At 71.1% G+C, this 18,162-nt stretch carries 13 protein-coding genes and 1 tRNA gene; 5 read left to right on the forward strand and 9 right to left on the reverse strand.

Annotation, left to right across the window (positions count from 1 at the left end; genetic code table 11):
• The first annotated feature begins 17 nt into the window (after window positions 1-17).
• The 3 genes from ACIA73_RS32515 to ACIA73_RS32525 all read left to right on the forward strand — a co-directional run bounded on the left by ACIA73_RS32515 (window position 18) and on the right by ACIA73_RS32525 (window position 6,948).
• Window positions 18-2,456, forward strand: coding sequence for a PQQ-binding-like beta-propeller repeat protein (locus tag ACIA73_RS32515; RefSeq protein WP_399442466.1), 2,439 nt, complete (start codon window positions 18-20; stop codon window positions 2,454-2,456).
• 67 nt (window positions 2,457-2,523) lie between these two features.
• Window positions 2,524-4,770, forward strand: coding sequence for a PQQ-binding-like beta-propeller repeat protein (locus tag ACIA73_RS32520; protein ID WP_399442467.1), 2,247 nt, complete (start codon window positions 2,524-2,526; stop codon window positions 4,768-4,770).
• A gap of 132 nt (window positions 4,771-4,902) precedes the next feature.
• Complete coding sequence (locus tag ACIA73_RS32525) at window positions 4,903-6,948, forward strand: serine/threonine-protein kinase (protein WP_399442468.1); 2,046 nt, start codon at window positions 4,903-4,905, stop codon at window positions 6,946-6,948.
• A 57-nt stretch (window positions 6,949-7,005) separates the two neighbouring features.
• Here the strand turns inward: ACIA73_RS32525 and ACIA73_RS32530 are convergent, their stop codons facing one another.
• Entirely contained in the window at window positions 7,006-7,803 is a 798-nt protein-coding gene (locus ACIA73_RS32530; RefSeq protein ID WP_399442470.1) for an exodeoxyribonuclease III, read from the reverse strand.
• A gap of 51 nt (window positions 7,804-7,854) precedes the next feature.
• Between ACIA73_RS32530 and ACIA73_RS32535 the strand changes: the two genes are divergently transcribed.
• Window positions 7,855-8,340 carry a GNAT family N-acetyltransferase gene (locus tag ACIA73_RS32535; protein ID WP_399442471.1) on the forward strand — a complete coding sequence of 162 codons (486 nt, stop codon included), beginning with the start codon at window positions 7,855-7,857 and terminating at the stop codon, window positions 8,338-8,340.
• 168 nt (window positions 8,341-8,508) lie between these two features.
• Here ACIA73_RS32535 and ACIA73_RS32540 read toward each other — a convergent pair.
• From ACIA73_RS32540 to galU, 7 genes are all read right to left on the reverse strand, one after another.
• Window positions 8,509-8,582 (reverse strand) — tRNA-Ala (locus tag ACIA73_RS32540).
• Between the two features lie 75 nt (window positions 8,583-8,657).
• A complete protein-coding gene (gene glpR / locus ACIA73_RS32545) occupies window positions 8,658-10,022 on the reverse strand; it encodes a gephyrin-like molybdotransferase receptor GlpR (RefSeq protein ID WP_399442472.1) in 1,365 nt (454 codons plus the stop codon).
• 130 nt (window positions 10,023-10,152) lie between these two features.
• Window positions 10,153-10,752 (reverse strand): GNAT family N-acetyltransferase, encoded by a 600-nt coding sequence (locus tag ACIA73_RS32550; protein WP_399442473.1) that lies wholly within the window; start codon window positions 10,750-10,752, stop codon window positions 10,153-10,155.
• A 17-nt stretch (window positions 10,753-10,769) separates the two neighbouring features.
• Window positions 10,770-11,324 carry a molybdenum cofactor biosynthesis protein B gene (locus tag ACIA73_RS32555; protein WP_399442512.1) on the reverse strand — a complete coding sequence of 185 codons (555 nt, stop codon included), beginning with the start codon at window positions 11,322-11,324 and terminating at the stop codon, window positions 10,770-10,772.
• 170 nt (window positions 11,325-11,494) lie between these two features.
• Window positions 11,495-11,974, reverse strand: coding sequence for a cyclic pyranopterin monophosphate synthase MoaC (gene moaC, locus ACIA73_RS32560; RefSeq protein ID WP_399442474.1), 480 nt, complete (start codon window positions 11,972-11,974; stop codon window positions 11,495-11,497).
• Between the two features lie 85 nt (window positions 11,975-12,059).
• Window positions 12,060-13,481, reverse strand: coding sequence for a gephyrin-like molybdotransferase Glp (glp, locus tag ACIA73_RS32565; RefSeq protein WP_399442475.1), 1,422 nt, complete (start codon window positions 13,479-13,481; stop codon window positions 12,060-12,062).
• A 4-nt stretch (window positions 13,482-13,485) separates the two neighbouring features.
• Window positions 13,486-14,388, reverse strand: a complete 903-nt coding sequence (gene galU / locus ACIA73_RS32570; RefSeq protein ID WP_399442476.1) for a UTP--glucose-1-phosphate uridylyltransferase GalU — start codon at window positions 14,386-14,388, stop codon at window positions 13,486-13,488.
• Window positions 14,389-14,475: 87 nt separating this feature from the next.
• Between galU and ACIA73_RS32575 the strand changes: the two genes are divergently transcribed.
• Window positions 14,476-15,252: a 5-formyltetrahydrofolate cyclo-ligase gene (locus ACIA73_RS32575; RefSeq protein WP_399442477.1), complete on the forward strand. Its 777-nt coding sequence runs from the start codon at window positions 14,476-14,478 to the stop codon at window positions 15,250-15,252.
• A gap of 4 nt (window positions 15,253-15,256) precedes the next feature.
• Here ACIA73_RS32575 and ACIA73_RS32580 read toward each other — a convergent pair whose 3' ends face one another.
• Window positions 15,257-18,085 carry a penicillin acylase family protein gene (locus ACIA73_RS32580; RefSeq protein WP_399442478.1) on the reverse strand — a complete coding sequence of 943 codons (2,829 nt, stop codon included), beginning with the start codon at window positions 18,083-18,085 and terminating at the stop codon, window positions 15,257-15,259.
• Window positions 18,086-18,162 lie beyond the last annotated feature (77 nt).

Consider the following 18,162-nt stretch of genomic DNA (forward strand, 5'->3'; position numbering starts at 1 on the left):
AGTTGGGGGAGTACGACATGGAAGCACTGCACCGGGACGATCCGATACACATAGGCCCGTACCGGACGCTGGTCCGCTTCCGTGAGACGGCAAGCTCCCTCCAGTACCTCGCCCACGCGCCCGACGGGAGTACGGCGGTCATCACCCGCGGCCGGCCCGAGCTGTCGAAATTGACCGCGTTCCAACGACAGTTCGCCGCCGAGGCGCACACCGGCGGGCAGCTGGCGGGCGGTTGGGTGCAGACCCTCCTCGACTCCCGCACCACCGGCGAGGACCTGTGGACCGCGCGCGGGTACGTACCCGCCCTCACTCTCGGCGAGGCCGTCGCGCTCGCGGGTCCGCTGCCGGTACGTGCGGTACGGGTGCTGGGCGCGGCCCTCGCCGAGACGCTGGCCCGGGTGCACGCCACGGGCGCGGTGCATCAGGGGCTGGCTGCCGACACGGTGCTGCTGGCGGCGGACGGGCCCCGGCTCACCGCGTTCGGCGCACTGGGCGCGGCGGCCTCCGCCCGCCCCGGCCCCCAGGGCCGGCTCTCCGTACAGCTCGGCTATCTGACCCCGGAACAGGCGTCCGGCGCACGCCCGGTCCCCGCGTCCGACGTCTTCGTGCTCGGCCACCTGCTGGCGTACGCGGCCACAGGCACATCCCCCTTCCCGGGCTCCGGCACCGGCCGCCTCGGGGACGCCGCGCCCGATCTGCGTCCGGCCCCCGAGGAGCTCCGCGACCTGCTCGTCCACTGCCTGGCCCGCAACCCTCAGGACCGCCCGAACCCGACGGAGATCGCGGACCGGCTCGCCCCCGAGGGCCCGGCGAAACTGGCCGCGAACGGCTGGCTGCCCGGCCGAATACTGTCCGCGGTGACCGCACAGGCCTCGGCGGTACTGGCGCTGGAGTCGTCTCCCTTGGCCGACCGGGCGTCAGCGGTACAAGCCCTGGAATCCGCCCCTCCGGCCGCACCACCCACCTCGGCCCCCACCTCGCACCCCAATGCCGCGCCCGCACTCACACCCCACCCCGCCACCACCCCGGACTCCGGCCCCCACCACCCCGCCGGCTCCCCCGCGTCCCCTCCCCCCACCACCCTGGATCACGGCCCATCCACCCCCACCACACCACCCGCCCCACCCACATCACCCACCCCCACCACCTTGAGCCCCACCCGCCGCTCCCTCCTCACCGGCCTCATCGGCGCCGCAGCAGGTCTCGCCGTCGGCGGCGGCTCCGTCTACGCCCTCACCTCCGGCGACTCCCGCGGCATGACCCCCGCCCCCGCACCCAGGCCGAAGCTGCCCGGCACCAGCCCCGACCCCCTCTGGCACTACCGCTACTCCCTCGCCGCCGACCCCGCCGACACCGGAATGTCGGACTCCATGCAGACCTGCGTCTGGCGCAACCAGGTCCTCGTCCTCACCGGCCGGGACCAGCCCGCCACCGGTATCGACATCCGTACCGGTCGGGTCCTGTGGACCCAGAAGACGCTGAACGTCCCCTCGGCCGCCCGCGCCGCCGACACCGAACACTGTTTCGTGATCGACGAGGACAAGGGCGTCCTCATCTGGTTCGGCGCCCGGGACGGCATCGTCAAGCGCCGCATCCCCCTGGACACCGCCCTGGGCGACACCTTCGTCAGCGTGCAGGACACGCTCGTCTCCGAGGGGCCCGTCGTCTGGCTCAGCATCTCGGTCAGCTCCGCCCTCCAGCAGAAGGCGGGACAGTACGTCGTCGCGTACGACATGGTGGCGCGCAAGGAACTCTGGCGCTCCCTGGTCACCGAGCGCGCGGCGCCCGTGACCCTGGCGCCGGTGGCGGTCCGTCCCGAGGGGATCATCCTCAAGGAGGTGCCCTACTCCGTCGATCAAGCGGTGCGCAAGAAGCGCAAGGGCCTGCAACACCTGTTCTTCCTGGACCGCAGGACCGGAAAGAAGCTCTGGGCAAAGGAGTTCGCGGGCGTACGCGAGAACGCCGGCCTCACGATCGCCCCGACCGGTCCCCTGTACGCCGCGGTCAACGAGAACCTGGACGCCCTCGACCTCACCACCGGCAAACGCCTGTGGCGCGCCCCCGCCACCCCCCGGGGCAACCTCATCGAACCGTTCGGCTTCGGCGCGGGCAAGGTGCACGGCTCCACGCTCTACATCGGCAGCAACTCCACCACCGTCCTCGCCCTCGACACCGCGACCGGCACCCTGCGCTGGTCCCACCCGACCGAGGAGCCCAGCAACGGCATCAACGCGGTCAGCGTCAGCGACTCGGGCCGCACGGTCGTGTCGCTCGGCGCCGGCCAGCTCACCGCCTTCGACGCCCGGGAAGGCACCCTGCGCTGGAAGTTCACGGACATCGGCGAGTCGGTGAAGGGCGACACCGGACGCAGGTTCCCCGTGTACGGCGCCCGTCTCGCCGGCCGTACGGTCATCGCCTTCCGCGGCCGCAACATCTACGCACTCGCCCTCGACTGATGGTCACCACCTCACACCCACAACCCACCCGCCGAACGCGAGTCCACCGACGGACGAAGGCCAACAGATGTCTGTGATCGCCCCGTTGACCCATGACGATCCCGAGGAGATCGGCGGCCACACCCTGGTCGGCCGGCTCGGCAGCGGCGGCATGGGCACGGTCTATCTCGCCCGCACCCGGGGCGGACGGACGGTCGCCCTGAAGACCGTGCACGAGGAACTGGCCCGCGAACCGCAGTTCCGTACCCGGTTCCGGCTGGAGGCGGAGGCCGCCCGTTCCATCGGCGCCGCCCACGGCGCACAGGTCGTCGACTGCGACCCGGCTTGCGCCCGCCCCTGGCTGGCCACCGAGTACCTGCTCGGCCCGTCCCTGGACGACGCTCTCCAACTCCTCCAGGCCCCCCTGCCCGAGGAGACGGTAAGGGCGGCGGGCGCCCTCCTCGCCGAGTCCCTCGAAGTAATCCACCGCGTCGGCATCGTCCACCGCGACCTCAAACCCTCCAACATCCTCCTCACCGCCTCCGGCACCCGCATCATCGACTTCGGCATCGCCCGCGCCCTCGGCGCGAACCGCCTGACCAGCACCGGACAGGCCGTCGGCACCCCGCAGTTCATGTCCCCCGAGCAGGCGGGCGGCGGCGAGCACGACGGCCCCGGCGACGTCTTCGCACTGGGGTCGGTACTGGTGTGCGCGGCGACGGGCTGGCCACCGTTCGGCACCGGCTCCGCCGCCGAGATCCTCTATCAAATCCGTTACGGGGAACCCCGGTTCGCCACCTCCCTCTCCCCAGGTCTGCACGCCACCCTGCTGTCCTGCCTGTCCAAGGACCCCGCCGAACGACCCCGCCCGGCCGACCTCGCGGCCGCCTTGCGCGCCGGGCCGACGGCCGCCTTCGGCGACGTACTCCCCGATCCGGTACTGGCGGAGATCGGCCGCCGCACGTCCGAGGTCTGGACTGTACGTACGGCCCGGCTGCCCGCACCGCCACCGTCGGCCCCGGTGACCGTCGTCGACTCCTCGGCGCCGGGCCCGTCGCGACGTCGGCTGTTCGCGCTGGGCGGGGCGGTGCTGGGCGCGGGAGTGCTGGGGACGGGCTGGTACGTGTACGCCCGCGAGGACGACCCGAAGGCCCCGCCCGCCCCGGCAGGCCCGACGAAACGCCCGCCGGGCACCCCGCCCACCGCCCTGTGGAACCGGGCGCACGGCGTCGACAACCTCTTCCGTGGTGTGCCGGTGGCGGCGGGCGGAGTGCTGGCCTATCTGGACCCGATCAGCTTCCGGATCACCGCACTGGACGCGAAGACCGGCGAAAGCGCCTGGCAGCGCGAGTCGTTCAGCCTGCTGGCCCGCGTGGGCGGCACCGGACAGAGGGGCGCCGGGGGCGAACGGCTGCTCGCGACCAAGCACAGGTACGAGTTCGCCGCCGACCCCGCCTCCGCTCCCGCACCCGCCCCGCTTTCGGCACTGGACCCGAAGGACGGTTCCCCGACGGTCCTCGGCCCGCTCGGCAAGCCGCCACTGGACCCCGTACACCTGCTGACCTGCACCGACCACGTCCTGTACCTCGGAGACAAGGACCTCAGGACGATTGCCGCGTACGACACCGCCAACGGGCGGGAGTTGTGGCGCATACGGTCGACCGTCGCCCCCTACAAGGGCGCGGACCCGCTCTCCGACCCGACCCCGCCGGCCCACCTCACCGGCGGGCGGCTGGCTCTCGTACGCGGCCCCTCGGTGGATCTCTACGCACCGGACACGGGCAGGCTGCTGCAACGCGTCGACACCGGGAACGCGCCCGAGGAGTACTCCCCAACACCGTCCGCCGCCGACGACCAACGCCTCTACCTCAGCGGCCGGAGCGGGCTGGTCGCGGTGGACACCGCACGTGGCAGGGTGGTGTGGCGGCTGAAGACGCCCGGCCCCGGCAGATGGGGCACCTTCGGCAACCCGGAGGTGGCCAACGGCACCGTGTACGTGCTGGCCCCCTCCCTCAAGTCGGTGGGCCCCGGCAAGACCCTCACCCGCCTCTTCACCTACGACGCCGAGTCCGGCACCCCGTCCTGGACCTGCGACATGCTGACCGACGTCGACTACCTGGGCGGCCGCCCCGTGATCCGCGGCGAGCGCGTCTACCTCACCGGCAAGGACTCGGCCGCCCTCCTCGCCATCGACACCCGCACCCACAAGGTGACCTGGACCCACACCGTCCCCACCTCCCAGTCCGGCACCCAACGCCACCTCACCAGCGACTCCACCACCCTTTACCTCCACACCCCCAAATCCACCACAGCCCTCCCCCTGGACCGCCCATAACCCCACTCACCCCGTCAGCCCCTTGGGCAGCCCCTTGGGCCAGCGGGGCCGCCCACCCCGGCCCACCCCCACCCCGTCCCACACCACCCGCGTAACACCCCCACAGCCCCCACCCCACCCCCGGCGGCCCCCATGAACCTCACCACCCCCCTCACCCCCCAAGACCCCACCCACCTCGGCCCCTACCAACTCCTAGGAGTCCTGGGCGCCGGCGGCATGGGCACCGTCTACCTGGGCCGCACCCACACCCCCACCAGCCTCCGCCCCCCTCACCTCGCCGCCGTAAAAACCCTCCGCCCCGAGCTGGCCCGCGACCCCCACCTCCTCTCCCGCTTCCGCCGCGAAATCGAAGCCGCCACCGCCGCACGCAGCCCGTACGTCGCCAAAGTCCTGGCCCACGACCTCACCACCCAACCCCCCTGGTTCGCCGGCGAGTTCGTCCCAGGCCCCACCCTCTCCACCGCCGTGGACTCCCGCGGCCCCCTCCCCGAGCCCGCCGTCCGCGCCCTCGCCGCCGCCCTCGCCCGCGCGCTGGCCACCCTCCACGAGGCCGGCGTCGTCCACCGCGACCTGAAACCCTCCAACGTCCTCCTCGCCTCCGACGGCCCCCGCGTGGTCGACTTCGGCATCGCCCGCACCAGCGAACGCACGGCCCTCACCGTCACCGGCCAGAACCCCGGCTCCCCCGGCTACATGTCCCCCGAGCAGGTCCTCGGCGGCGAAATAGGCCCTCCCAACGACGTATTCGTCCTCGGATCGCTCCTCGCGTACGCCGCCGGCGGCCATCACGCGTTCGGCAGCGACTTCTCCATCGCCGCGTTCGCCATCGCCCACGAGGAACCGGACCTCTCCCGCGTCCCGCACCCCCTGCGCCCGCTCCTCGCCTCCTGTCTCGCCAAGGACCCGGCCGCCCGCCCCACTGCCCGCCAACTCAGCGAGCAACTCCCCGAGCTCAAGCCCAGGCTCTGGCTCCCGGCCGGCGTCGCCCAGGACATCGCCGCCCTGGAGACCCGCACCGTCGAGGTCACCGGTCTGCGCCCCGGCGACACCCGCGCCCGCCATCCCCTGACCCGCCGCGGACTCCTCATCGGCCTCGGCTCCGCCGCCCTGCTGGCCGCCGCCGGAACCGCCACCGTCCGTCTGCTCCCCGACGACGCCCCCGCCACCCTCCCCCTCTGGACGGGCGCCCAGGACACCGTCCCGCCCGCCGCCTGGCAGGACGAACACGCCGACCCGAAGGCCGAGTTCGGCCCGACCACCACGGGCAACCTGGTCCTGATCGCCCGCACGGGACGTACCGTCGCCGCCCTGGACCCCCTGACCGGCGCCCAGCGCTGGACGTACCGCTACGGCGCGGGCGGCGCCCCCGTGCCCGCGCCCCACCCCTACGTCCTCGACTCCTCGTCCCGCCTGGTCCGTCTCGACCCGGAAACCGGCAAGCCCCACTGGCAGGAGCAGGACGCCAGAAACACCCCCTCCGGCCTCACCTGCATCCTGGCCGCCGACCAGGACACGGTCTACGCCCTGACCCGTACACAACGCATCGTCGCCATCTCCGCCGAGAACGGCACCCACCGCTGGCAGTACACGGCCCCCGCGGGCACCGCCCTGGCCACGGCGGGCGGCACCCGTCTCCTGGTCGCCGCCAAGGACGGCCGCGTACACGCCTTCGACACCACCGACGGCCGCCCCGTCTGGCAACACCGGACCAGCACCGAGGAACCCCAGCAGCCCTGCATCGCGGGCACCCTGGCCCTGCTCTCCGGGAAGCTCCTGTGGGCCGGAGACCTCCTCACGGGCACCCAGAAGTGGACCGCCGAGGCCAACGGTGGCGCCGGCCCCTTCGTGCCGTCCCCGTTCGGCCCGCCCGCCGCCGCCGACGGCCGCTGCTACCTCGTCGACAACTCTGAGATACGTGCCTTCGACCTGGCCGACGGCAAGGACGTCTGGTCGCACGACAGCGTCGATCCGCTGGACTCCGCCACCCCACTCCTCGCGGCCGGCGGGGTGTACGTGCCCGTGGACGACGCCGCCACCGTCATCGCCCTGGACCGCACCACCGGCAACGCCCGCTACCGGGCCACCGCGGGCAGCACGGAGTCCTGGCGCGGCACCACCGCCGCAGGCGCGGCCATCTGGCAGCGGGGCTCAGTGGTCACCGCCCGCCCCGCCTTCTGACCCGCCCTCTCAGGCCTCGCACCTCCGGCCCCTCACGCACCTCATGCCCCTCACCCCTCAGTGCCCGTACGCCACCGTCACCGGCGCATGATCGCTCCACCGCTCCCCGTGGCTGGCCGCCCGCTCCACCCATCCCTTCACCGCACGCCCGGCCAGACCGCCGGTCGCCACCTGATAGTCGATCCGCCATCCGCTGTCGTTGTCGAACGCCCGCCCCCGGTACGACCACCACGAGTACGGCCCCTCCACCCCCGGGTGCAGCTGACGCATCACATCGACATATCCACATTCCTCGAAGACCCTGGTCAGCCACTCCCGCTCCTCGGGCAGGAACCCGGACGCCTTCCGGTTCGCCTTCCAGTTCTTGAGGTCGGCCTCCTGGTGCGCGATGTTCCAGTCACCGCACACCACCACCTCGCGCCCGTCCGCGGCCGCCCGCGCCTTCAGCCCGACGAGATAGAGCATGAATTCATCCATAAAGCGATATTTCTCGTCCTGTCGCTCGGTCCCGACCTCCCCCGACGGCAGATAGAGACTCGCCACCGTCACCCCCGGCAGGTCAGCCTCCACATACCGCCCGCTCCCGTCGAACTCCGCGCTCCCGAACCCGATCTGCACCCGCTCCGGCTCCTGCCGCATGTACAGCGCCACCCCGGCCCGCCCCTTGGCGGCCGCCGGCGCGAGCACCACGTGCCACCCTTCCGGAGCCCGCACCTCGTCCGGCAACTGGTCGGCCTCCGCCCGTACCTCCTGAAGGCAGACCACGTCCGCATCGGTCCCCGCCAGCCACGGCACGAAGCCCTTCTTGGCGGCGGCTCGCAGCCCATTCACGTTCACGCTCGTCACAGTCAGCATCCAAAAACCCTACCTACCTCCGCACCAGCCACCCTCCGTACGCTCGTACCCATGGAAATCCGCCCCGTCGCCTACGACCACCCCGACGCCGTCAAGCTCAACGACCAGGTGCAGATCGAATACACCGAGCGTTACGGCGAGCAGGACCTCACCCCGCTCGACCCGGCGATGTTCGCCCCGCCCCTCGGCCTCTTCCTGATCGCGTACGACGACGAGGGCTTCCCCGTCGCCACCGGTGGCTGGCGCACCCAGCGGGCGAGCGAGGAGAACTACGCCGACGGCGACGCCGAACTCAAGCGGATGTACGTCACCCCCGCCGCCCGCGGCCTGGGCCTCGCCCGCCGCATACTCGCCCTGCTCGAAGCCGACGCCCGCACCGTCGGCCGCACCCGCATGGTCCTCGAAACCGGCACCGAACAGCCCGAGGCCATCGCCCTCTACGCCTCCGAGGGCTACGCCCCGACCCTCCACTCCGAAAGATTCGGCCTCTACCGCACCACCGAAGAAAGCCGCTGCTTCACCAAGCCCCTCATCTGACCCACCACACACACGAGGGGCCGGCCTCCCGGCCGGCCCCTCGTCCCCCACTGCTCACGTACGACTACTTCTCACGCACCACTACTCACGCGCTTCTGCCCAAATGCCGCTGCACATACGAAAGATCCCGCCCGATCTTCCGATCGGACGGGATCTTTCTTGTTGTTGTGGACCTGTGGGGATTTGAACCCCAGACCCCCTCGATGCGAACGAGGTGCGCTACCAGACTGCGCCACAGGCCCTTGCAACGAGTGAAACTCTAGCACCTCTTCGGGGGTGCTTGGAAATCCGTTCCGAGGCCCCCCACCTGCGGCGGATCACTCGTTGGCGGCTCGGGGCCGTTCGCCCTCGTCGTACTGATCGAAGAGCGGGGTGCGACCGCGGTCGCGGGAGCGGCGGCCGGCCTGCGGTCGCTGCCGGGCCGCGGAGCCCGAGGGCGAGGAGGAGGACGAACCCGGGGCGTCCGCGGCGGAGGCCATCGGGTCGGCGGTGCTGGAGCGGGCGGAGCTCCAGGTGCCGGGAGCGCCGAGGTCGAGGTCGCCGGTGGCCCGGGGGGCGACCGGGGCGGTGACGTAGGTGGGCAGCGGGACCGGGACCGGCTCCCAGCTGTCGCCGCGGACACCGCCGCGTTCTCGCTCCCGCTGCTGGTCGACCCACTCGGCGTGGTCGGTCTGCTCGACCAGGGCGCGCCGGCCGGCCTCCTGCGGCGAGAGCGCGGGGGCGGGTTCGGGCTCGGGCCGCTCGTCGGATTCGGCGCGGTAGTGCTGGTCGGGCGCGGCCGACTGCTGCTGCGGGGTGGGGCGGCGAACCTGCTGGGTGCGCTGCTCGCGCAGCCGCTGGGCGGCGAGTTCGGCCCGCTGACGGTCCATGGTGAAGGCGAACCGGCGCTTCTCCTGTCCACGCAGATGCACGATGTACGCGCTCAGCAGGACGGCCGGGATGCCCGGCGCCCACAGGTAGTGCAGGCCGCCGACCCCGGCGACGATCGCGCCCAGGGTGAAGGCGGCGAAGAGCATCACGGTGGTACGACGACGACGGGCCAGCACCTTGGTACGGCGGGCGCGCTCGGCGGAGGCCGGGGACTGGGGTGCGGGGGTGGCGGGCCGGGCACGACGGGACTGGTCACGCGGGGGTTGCTGGTCGCGGGCAGGCTGCTGGTCGCGGGGAGCCTGCTGGTCATGCGCGAGTTGCTCACCCACCGGCTCGCGGTGCTGGTCGCGTACGGCCTCCCGTACAGCCTGCTCCCGTACGACGTGCTCCCGCGCAACCTGCTCGCGCGCGACCTGTTCACGGGCCTGGTGGCCACGGACCTGCTGGTCGCGGACCTGCGCCTTCACCTGCTGGCGCGGCTGCTCCCTGGCGGCCGAGCGTTCACCCCGGGATCCGGGTTCGGCGAAGGCGCGGACGTCGACCGAATCGGTCGCCGGGTCCGCACTGCTGGTGTCGGAGTCACTGGGCTCGGTGCCGTCCGTACCGTCCGCGTGCTCGGAGTCGCGCTGCTGGAGTTCCTTGGCGTACCGGCGCTCCATGGCCGCCCGTCCGGACAGCAGTCGGATGGCGGTGCTGAAGCGTTCCGTCGGACGGGCCTCGTTGAGTTCGTCCTGCCTGCGGAGCCACATCGGCACCAAGTAGGCGGCCCAGGCCCCGACAATGACTGCGTAGATCAGGCCGCTGCTGCTCACACCCCACACCGTAGAGGGGCCTGGAGGGGGCCATCTGCCAATTGGCCCGGTGTGTCGGACGTATCTGTCTGATATTCCGAACTTTTTTGACGTCCGGGATTGCAGCCGCGATCAAATTCGAACACTTATTTCATTTCTGGGACGTCGAGCGCCGTCGCCACCTGCCGAGGACGCCCTCGGGCACCTCTTCCGAGGTCAGAGCGAAGACGAGGTGGTCGCGCCAGGCTCCGTCGATGTGCAGATAGCGCGGCCGCATGCCCTCTTCGCGGAAGCCGAGCTTTTCGACGACGCGGCGGCTGGGGCCGTTCTCCGGCCGAATGCACACCTCTATGCGGTGCAGTCCGACGCTGCGGAAACAGTGGTCGACGGCGAGCGCCACCGCCGTCGGCATCACCCCGCGCCCGGCCACGTCCCGGTCGACCCAGTAGCCGACGTGCCCGGAGCACATCGACCCCCAGGTGATGCCGGCGACCGTCAGCTGGCCGACAAGTCGACCTTGGTACTCGATGACGAACGGCAGCATCCGCCCTGCGTTCGCCTCCGACCGCAGGTGGCGGACCATTTGACGGTACGTCGGCCGATGCGCGACGGGACCGAACGGAGTGGGCGGCGGGACGGTCGCCTCCCACGGGCGGAGCCAGTCGCGGTTGCGCCGGTTGACCTCGCGCCAGGCCCGTTGGTCACGCAGCTTTATCGGGCGGAGGGTGATGTCGCCGTCGACCAGTTCCACGGGCCAGGCGGAGCCGTTCAGCTGAAGCTCCCGGTGGGTCCGGTGGGGCGTGGGTGGTCGCCGCCCCGGAGCTGGTCGACGGCGTGCAGCAGGATCCGGTCGAGGACGGCGAGACCGTCGCGGACACCGCCGGTGGAGCCGGGGAGATTGATGATCAGCGTGGTGCCGCCCGCGACTCCGGCCAGCCCCCGGGAGAGGGAAGCGGTGGGTACGTGCGGGCGGCCCTCCGCGCGGATCGCCTCGGGGATGCCGGGGATCTCGTAGTCGATGACGTACCGGGTGGCGTCGGGGGTGCGGTCGGTGGGCGAGATCCCGGTACCGCCGGTGGTGACGATGACGTCGTACGCGACCTCCACCCCGTCCCGCAGGGCCGCCTCGACGGGGTCACCGTCGGGCACCACCTGCGGGCCGTCGACAGTGAAGCCCATCCGGGTCAGGCCCTCGGCGACCAGTGGCCCGCCCTTGTCGGCGTACACGCCGGCGGAGGCGCGGTTGGAGGCGGTGACGACGAGCGCGCGGTACGGGCGGACGTCGGGCCCCGCGTGCGCGGGCGAACCCGGCACCTGCGGCAGGTAGCCGGGCTCGGACACCGGTCCCGGCACGGCGTCGGGGTGCGCGTGCGCCTCGGACACGGGGACGTCGGTGTCGGCCGGCGCGTCGGGGGCGAGGTCGGTGACCTGGTGGGTACCGGGCCGCTGAGTGGCCTCTTCGGGCCTGGTCCCGGTGGCCGACTGCGAGATGGTCATGAGCGGTTCCAGTCGCCGGACTTGCCGCCGGTCTTCTCCTCGACGCGTACGTCGGTGATGATCGCGCCCTTGTCGACGGCCTTCACCATGTCGACAATCGTGAGCGCAGCGACGGTGACCGCCGTCATCGCTTCCATCTCGACGCCCGTACGGTCCGTGGTCTTGACCGTGGCGGCGATCTCGACCGCGTCGTCGGCGACGGTCAGGTCCAGCTTGACGCCGGAGACGGCCAGTGGGTGGCAGAGCGGGATCAGGTCGGGGGTGCGCTTGGCACCCATGATGCCCGCGATGCGCGCGGTGGCGAGGGCGTCACCCTTGGGCACACCCTCGCCACGCAGCAGTTCGATCACGCGCGGCGCGACGAGCACGCGTCCGCTCGCTCGGGCGGTACGGGTGGTGACGTTCTTCTCGGAGACGTCGACCATCCGGGCCGCGCCCGCCTCGTCGATGTGCGTCAGCCTGCTGTGCGTACTCATTTACTCCGCCTCGCGTTCCGGCGCCGGTCTTGCCTGGCAGTCGTGGCCACGGCGCAGCGGCAGACACCGTACCGCCACCGGACACTCACTGGGCGAGCAGGACCACCTCGACTTCCCGGCCGGCTTCGACGCTCTCGGTGTCCTCGGGTACGACGAGCAGGCAGTCCGCGTGGGCGAGGGCAGCGATCAAGTGCGAGCCGGATCCGCCCACGGGGGTGACCGTGCCCGCGGCGGCGTCGTACACCCCGCGCAGGAACTGGCGCCTGCCGATGGGCGAGTTGAGGGCCTTCTCCGTCTTGAGGGTGGCGCGTGCGGTCGGCCGGTGGACGTCCTCAAGGCCCATCAGGGCGCGGATGACCGGGCGGACGAACAGCTCGAAGGAGACGTACGAGGAGACGGGGTTGCCCGGCAGGGCGAGGAGCGGGGTGTGGTCGGGGCCGATCGAACCGAAGCCCTGCGGCTTGCCGGGCTGCATGGCGAGCTTGCGGAAGTCGACTCCGCTGCCCTCCTCGTCCTCGTCGCCGACGGAGGACAGCGCCTCCTTGACGACGTCGTACGCGCCGACGCTGACGCCTCCGGTGGTGACCAGGAGGTCGGCGCGGACGAGCTGGTCCTCGATGGTGGCGCGGAGGACCTCGGCGTCGTCGGTGACGGAGCCGACGCGGTAGGCGATGGCTCCGGCGGCACGGGCGGCGGCGGTGAGGGCGAAGCTGTTGGAGTCGTAGATCTGGCCGGGGCCCAGCTTCTCGCCGGGCTGGACCAGTTCGGATCCGGTGGACATGACGACCACCCTGGGGCGCGGGCGGACCAGGACGGTGGCCCGGCCGATCGCGGCGAGCAGGCCGATCTGCGGCGGGCCCAGCACCGTACCGGCTTCGAGGGCGGTGTCACCGGCCTTGACGTCGCTGCCGGCCGCGCGGACGTGCGCGCGGGCCTCGGCTGGGCGGTGGACGCGGACCTCGCCGGTGGAGTCCTCGGGGTTGGCGCCCGCGGCCCGCATCGTGGTGGCGGGGCCGCCACCGCTGCCGCCGTCGGTCCACTCCACGGGCACGACAGTTTCGGCACCCGGGGGCAGCGGTGCTCCGGTCATGATGCGGGCGGCCTCGCCGGGGCCGACGGTGAGCGGGCCGCCGCCGCCGGTCTCGCCGTCTTCGCCGTCGGGGTCACCGTCCTCGCCGTCAGGGGCGCCGGAGCCACCACCGGAGCCCGCCGCCACATCGCCGATCACGGTGAGCACGGCGGGGAACTCCGTGCTCGCCTCGGCGATGTCGGCCACTCGGACCGCGTACCCGTCCATCGAGCTGTTGTCGAAGGGGGGCAGTGCGAGCGGGACGATGACGTCCTCGACGAGTACGCAGCCCTGGGCGTCCGGGAGTTGCAGCTCGATGGGCTCCAACGGGTGGATCGCGCCCAGGACGTCGTCCAGGTGCTCGTCCACCGACCAGACGCGGTCGGGGCCGCTGCCGCTGTCGGGGGCGGTGGCGGGCGGTGCTTCGGTGGTGCTCACGGTGCTACATCTCCTCGGTGACGTAACTGCGAAGCCAGGTCTGGAAGTCCGGGCCCAGGTCCTCACGTTCGCACGCGAGTCTGACAATCGCCCGAAGATAGTCCCCCCGGTCCCCGGTGTCATAGCGCCGGCCCTTGAAGACCACGCCGTGAACGGGGCCGCCGGCCCTCTCGTCGACCGCGAGCTTCTGCAGGGCGTCGGTGAGCTGGATCTCGCCGCCGCGGCCCGGCTCGGTCTCCCGCAGTATTCCGAAGACGGCCGGGTCCAGGACGTAACGGCCGATGATCGCCAGGTTGCTGGGTGCCTCGGCGGTCTCGGGCTTCTCGACCAGGCCGGTGATCCTGACGACGTCGCCGTCGGCGGTGGGTTCGGCGGCCGCGCAGCCGTACAGGTGGATCTGCGCCGGGTCGACCTCCATGAGGGCGATCACGCTGCCACCGTGCTGCTCCTGGACCTCCACCATGCGGGCGAGCAGCGGGTCACGGGGGTCGATGAGGTCGTCGCCGAGGAGGACCGCGAAAGGCTCCTCGCCGACGTGCGGGGCGGCACACAGGACGGCGTGGCCAAGGCCGCGGGGGTCGCCCTGGCGGACGTAGTGCATGGTCGCGAGGTCGCTGGACTCCTGGACCTTGGCGAGGCGGTCCGCGTCGCCCTTCTTGGTGAGGGCGGACTCCAGTTCGTAGTTGCGGTCGAAGTGGTCCTCCAGGGGGCGCTTGTTGCGGCCGGTGACCATCAGTACGTCCGACAGGCCGGCCGCCGCGGCTTCCTCGACCACGTACTGAATCGCCGGTTTGTCGACAACCGGGAGCATCTCCTTGGGCGTCGCCTTGGTCGCCGGGAGAAAGCGGGTGCCGAGCCCCGCCGCCGGGATGACAGCTTTACTGATTCTGGGGTGATCCTGAGTCATGACCGCACGATATCGACTGACTCAGCCGGAACATCGGGTTTCCGGCCCTTTGATGCGTTACGAGAGAAATGTGAAGGTGAAGTGACCGTGGATGACGCGGAGATGGCGGCCCTCGTGACGACAAAGGCGGCGCTGCGTCGTGAACTCCTGGACCGAAGGCGCCTCTTGACCGTGGAAGACGCGCGGGAGGCGGCCGCGGTTCTCGCCCGTCGGGCACTGGAACTGCCCGAACTGGCGGCGGGGACGGTCGCCGCGTATGTCTCGGTCGGCCGCGAGCCCGGCACCCGCGCACTGCTCGACGCACTGCACGCGCGCGGGGTGCGGGTTCTGCTGCCGGTGCTGATGCCCGACAACGACCTGGACTGGGCGGCGTACGAGGGCGCGGAGTCACTGGCGAAGGCCGGTCGCGGCCTGCTGGAGCCGACCGGTCGGCGATTGGGCCTGTACGCCGTACAGGAGGCGGACACGGTACTGCTGCCGGGGCTGGCGGTCGACGGTCGGGGGATGCGACTGGGGCGCGGCGGCGGGTCGTACGACCGGGTGCTGGCGCGGCTGGGGGGAACGCGCGGTGAGGCGCGGGGCCTGTACGGCGTACAGGAGGACTTGTACGGCGTAGAGGAGGAGTCTGCCGGGTTGTACGGCCTACGGGAGACGCCGGACCAGCTGTACGGCGTACAGGAGGAGTCGCCGCAGCTCTACGGTGTACAGGAGTCACTGGACGCTGGTGACCGGTCACCGGGAGGACGAGCGCGGCTGGTGGTGCTCCTGTACGAGAACGAGGTGGTCGCGGAGGTTCCGGTGGAACCCCACGACCACCCCGTGCACGCGGTGGTGACGCCGGCCGGCGTCCGTCGGTTCGGCTGAGCCCCTACTGGGAGGGCTGGTCACCGCCCTGGCCCGGCTTGAGGACCAGGGTTTCGGTGGTCGCCTTGTCGACGGCCTGCTTTCCGAAGGGCCAGTCGAGCAGGTCGCCCTTGGCCCACAGGTCGGTCTGATCGCTGTAGTTCGAGCTGTACGCGTGGCCCGAGGAGCCCGTCAGGTTGATCCAGCGGGACTTGTCGAGGTTGCCGAGGTTGACGACCATGCGCATCGACGGGACCCAGACGACCTCGTAACCGCCGGCCGCGTTCCAGCCGGTGGCGTTGACGGTCGCCTCGCCGCCGCCGAGGTTCCACGGGCCGCGGTTGAGCAGGTGCTGGATGAAGCCGGGGCCCTCGGTGCCGAGAGTCTGGTTCTTCAGCGTGAGCTGGTGCAGGCGGCCCCAGTTCCAGGTCTTGATGTTCTTGCCGAGCTTGGCGGTCAGCTCCCAGCGAGCGTCCTTCATGGCCCGGGCGAACAGCTGGTCGCGGGTGGTGGTGGCCTCGTTCGTACGGGAGGCCGGCGTGGCCCACCACTCGTTCTTCTCGTCCTTGACCAGGCCGCGCACGACCTCGAACCAGCGGTCACCGCCGTCGGGCTGGGCGGAGTCGCCATCGCGCTCGCCGCACTCGCGGGTCGGCTTGGCCAGGTCGTCGACCGGTCCCGATCCGTCGGCGGCACGGACGTACAGGCAGGAACCCTTGACCCGCAGTTCCTTCGGCATCTTGTTGCCGAAGGCCAGGCGCAGGATGTTGCGCCAGACGCCGTTGAAGTACGCGGCGGCGGCCGAGTCGGACTCCTGGGTGTAGTCCCAGCCTTCGAGGAGCTTCTGCGCCTCGCGGATGTACGGATCGGAAATGTCGATTTTCAGCAGGTAGGGCGTCAGCAGTTTGGCGATCTCGCTGCTGTTGTCCATCTGCATGGTCCGCATGTCGTCCGAACTGATTTTGCCGCCGTCCTTGGTCTTGGACTCGATCAGGTCGTTGATGCGCTGGCTGCGGGCGCCGTAGCCCCAGTCCTCGGTGAGGAGGTAGGGGTACTTCTTGGTGTCGATCACGGCCTGGTTGGCGGTGACGATGTAGCCACGGCTGGGGTTGTACTCGTAGGGCAGTTCGGCCTGCGGGATGTAGCCCTTCCAGCCGTTCTTCGACTCCCAGCCGGCCGCGGGCAGCCGGCCGTCCCTGTCGCCCTTGCGGATCGGGATGCTGCCGGGGGCCTGGTAGCCGATATTGCCCGCGGTGTCGGCGTAGATGAGGTTCTGCGACGGCACCTCGAAGTGTGCGGCTGCTGCCCGGAAGCTCTTGAAGTCCTTGGCCTTGTTGAGCTCGAACACGGCGTCCATGGACTTGCCCGGCGTCAGAGCGGTCCACTTGAGAGCGACCGCGTAGCCGTTGCCGCGGTCGGGGGCGGCGTTGCTGACGGGGGCCTTCTGGCCGACCGACTCCAGTTCACCACTGCGGTCGGAGACCAGCGGACCGTTGCCGGTGGAGCGGACGGTGATCTTCTTCGGTTCGCCGCCGGCGACCTTGATGGTCTCCTCGCGGGTCTTGAAGGGGACCTCCCGGCCGTCGAGCAGGTAGGTGTTGTTGGCGCCGACCTTCTCCAGGAAGAGGTCGGTGACGTCGGCGCCGAGGTTGGTCATGCCCCAGGCGATGTCCTGGTTGTGACCGATGACCACGCCCGGCATGCCCGAGAAGGTGTAACCGGCGGTGTCGTACTGGCACTGCGCCGAGACCTCGCGGCAGTGCAGGCCCATCTGGTACCAGAGGGACGGCATCTGGGGGGCGAGGTGCGGGTCGTTGGCGAGCAGCGGCTTGCCGGTGGTGGTCTTGGAGCCGGAGACGACCCAGGAGTTGGATCCGATGCCGTTGCCGTTGGGGCCGAGCAGGGCGGGGATCTCGTCGAGGGCGTCGGAGACGCGGGCGAGCTGGGTGTTGAGGCCCTGGGTGCCGGCGGTGCCGTTGGAGCGGTTCGCTCCGGTGCCGATGCCGTTGCCGGTTCCCGCGGAGTTGCCGGTTCCGGGACGTCCGGTGGAGTCGGGTCCCGTACTCGAATTCGCACGCGTGCCGCCGGACGACGTCCTGGCCCGGTTCTCCTCGACGATCGGCTTGTGCCGGTCGAACGGGTAGTCCGGGTAGAGGTCGCTGATCTGCTTCGCGTCGAGGCGGCTGGTCATCAGCGAACGGTCGATCTCGTCCTGCATGTTGCCGCGCAGGTCCCAGGCCATCGCCTTGAGCCAGGCCACCGAGTCGACCGGGGTCCACTCCTCGGGCGTGTAGTCATTGGTGAAACCGAGGGCCGCGTACTCGACCGAGATGTCCTTGTTGGCGCGCCCCTTGAGGTACTGGTTGACGCCCGCGGCGTACGCCTGGAGGTACTTCTTCGTCTCCGGCGTCAGCTTGGTGTCGTACTCCTGCTGGGCGACCTGGCGCCAGCCGAGCGTACGGAGGAAGGCGTCGGTCTCGACCTGGCCCTCACCGAACATCTCGGAGAGCCGGCCCGACGTCATGTGGCGGCGGACGTCCATCTCCCAGAAGCGGTCCTGGGCCTGAACGAAACCCTGGGCGCGGAAGAGGTCGTTGTCGGAAGAGGCGTAGATCTGCGGGATTCCGTTGGCGTCGCGCTTGACGTCGACCGGTCCGGTCAGGCCGTCGAGGGTCAGTTCGCCGCTGGTCTGCGGGAACGACGCTCGCACGGTGCTGACGCTCCAGTACGTGCCGTAACCGACGCCCGCGACAATCGCCAGCACCAGCACGATGACGAGCAGGCGGGCGCGACGCCCCTTCTTTTTCTTGCCGCCGGAAGCGGCTCCGGAAGGGGCTGTTGTGGTGGCGGGCATCGCTGTCCTTCGAGGGGCAGGGTGGTCCTGGAGTGCTGGAGCAACCATAGGCGCAGGCCCGTACCGCTCCTGACTCG

The sequence above is a fragment of the Streptomyces sp. NPDC051561 genome (assembly GCF_044454195.1).
GTDB lineage: Bacteria > Actinomycetota > Actinomycetes > Streptomycetales > Streptomycetaceae > Streptomyces.

Bases quoted from the DNA above. Each gene is read 5' to 3' on its own strand.
- ACIA73_RS32535 (WP_399442471.1), top strand. From the start codon at position 7,855: ATGGAAATCCGCCCCGTCGCCTACGACCACCCCGACGCCGTCAAGCTC.
- ACIA73_RS32520 (WP_399442467.1), top strand. From the start codon at position 2,524: ATGTCTGTGATCGCCCCGTTGACCCATGACGATCCCGAGGAGATCGGC.
- ACIA73_RS32580 (WP_399442478.1), bottom strand. From the start codon at position 18,085: ATGCCCGCCACCACAACAGCCCCTTCCGGAGCCGCTTCCGGCGGCAAG.
- galU (WP_399442476.1), bottom strand. From the start codon at position 14,388: ATGACTCAGGATCACCCCAGAATCAGTAAAGCTGTCATCCCGGCGGCG.
- ACIA73_RS32530 (WP_399442470.1), bottom strand. From the start codon at position 7,803: ATGCTGACTGTGACGAGCGTGAACGTGAATGGGCTGCGAGCCGCCGCC.
- moaC (WP_399442474.1), bottom strand. From the start codon at position 11,974: ATGAGTACGCACAGCAGGCTGACGCACATCGACGAGGCGGGCGCGGCC.
- ACIA73_RS32515 (WP_399442466.1), top strand. From the start codon at position 18: ATGGAAGCACTGCACCGGGACGATCCGATACACATAGGCCCGTACCGG.
- ACIA73_RS32525 (WP_399442468.1), top strand. From the start codon at position 4,903: ATGAACCTCACCACCCCCCTCACCCCCCAAGACCCCACCCACCTCGGC.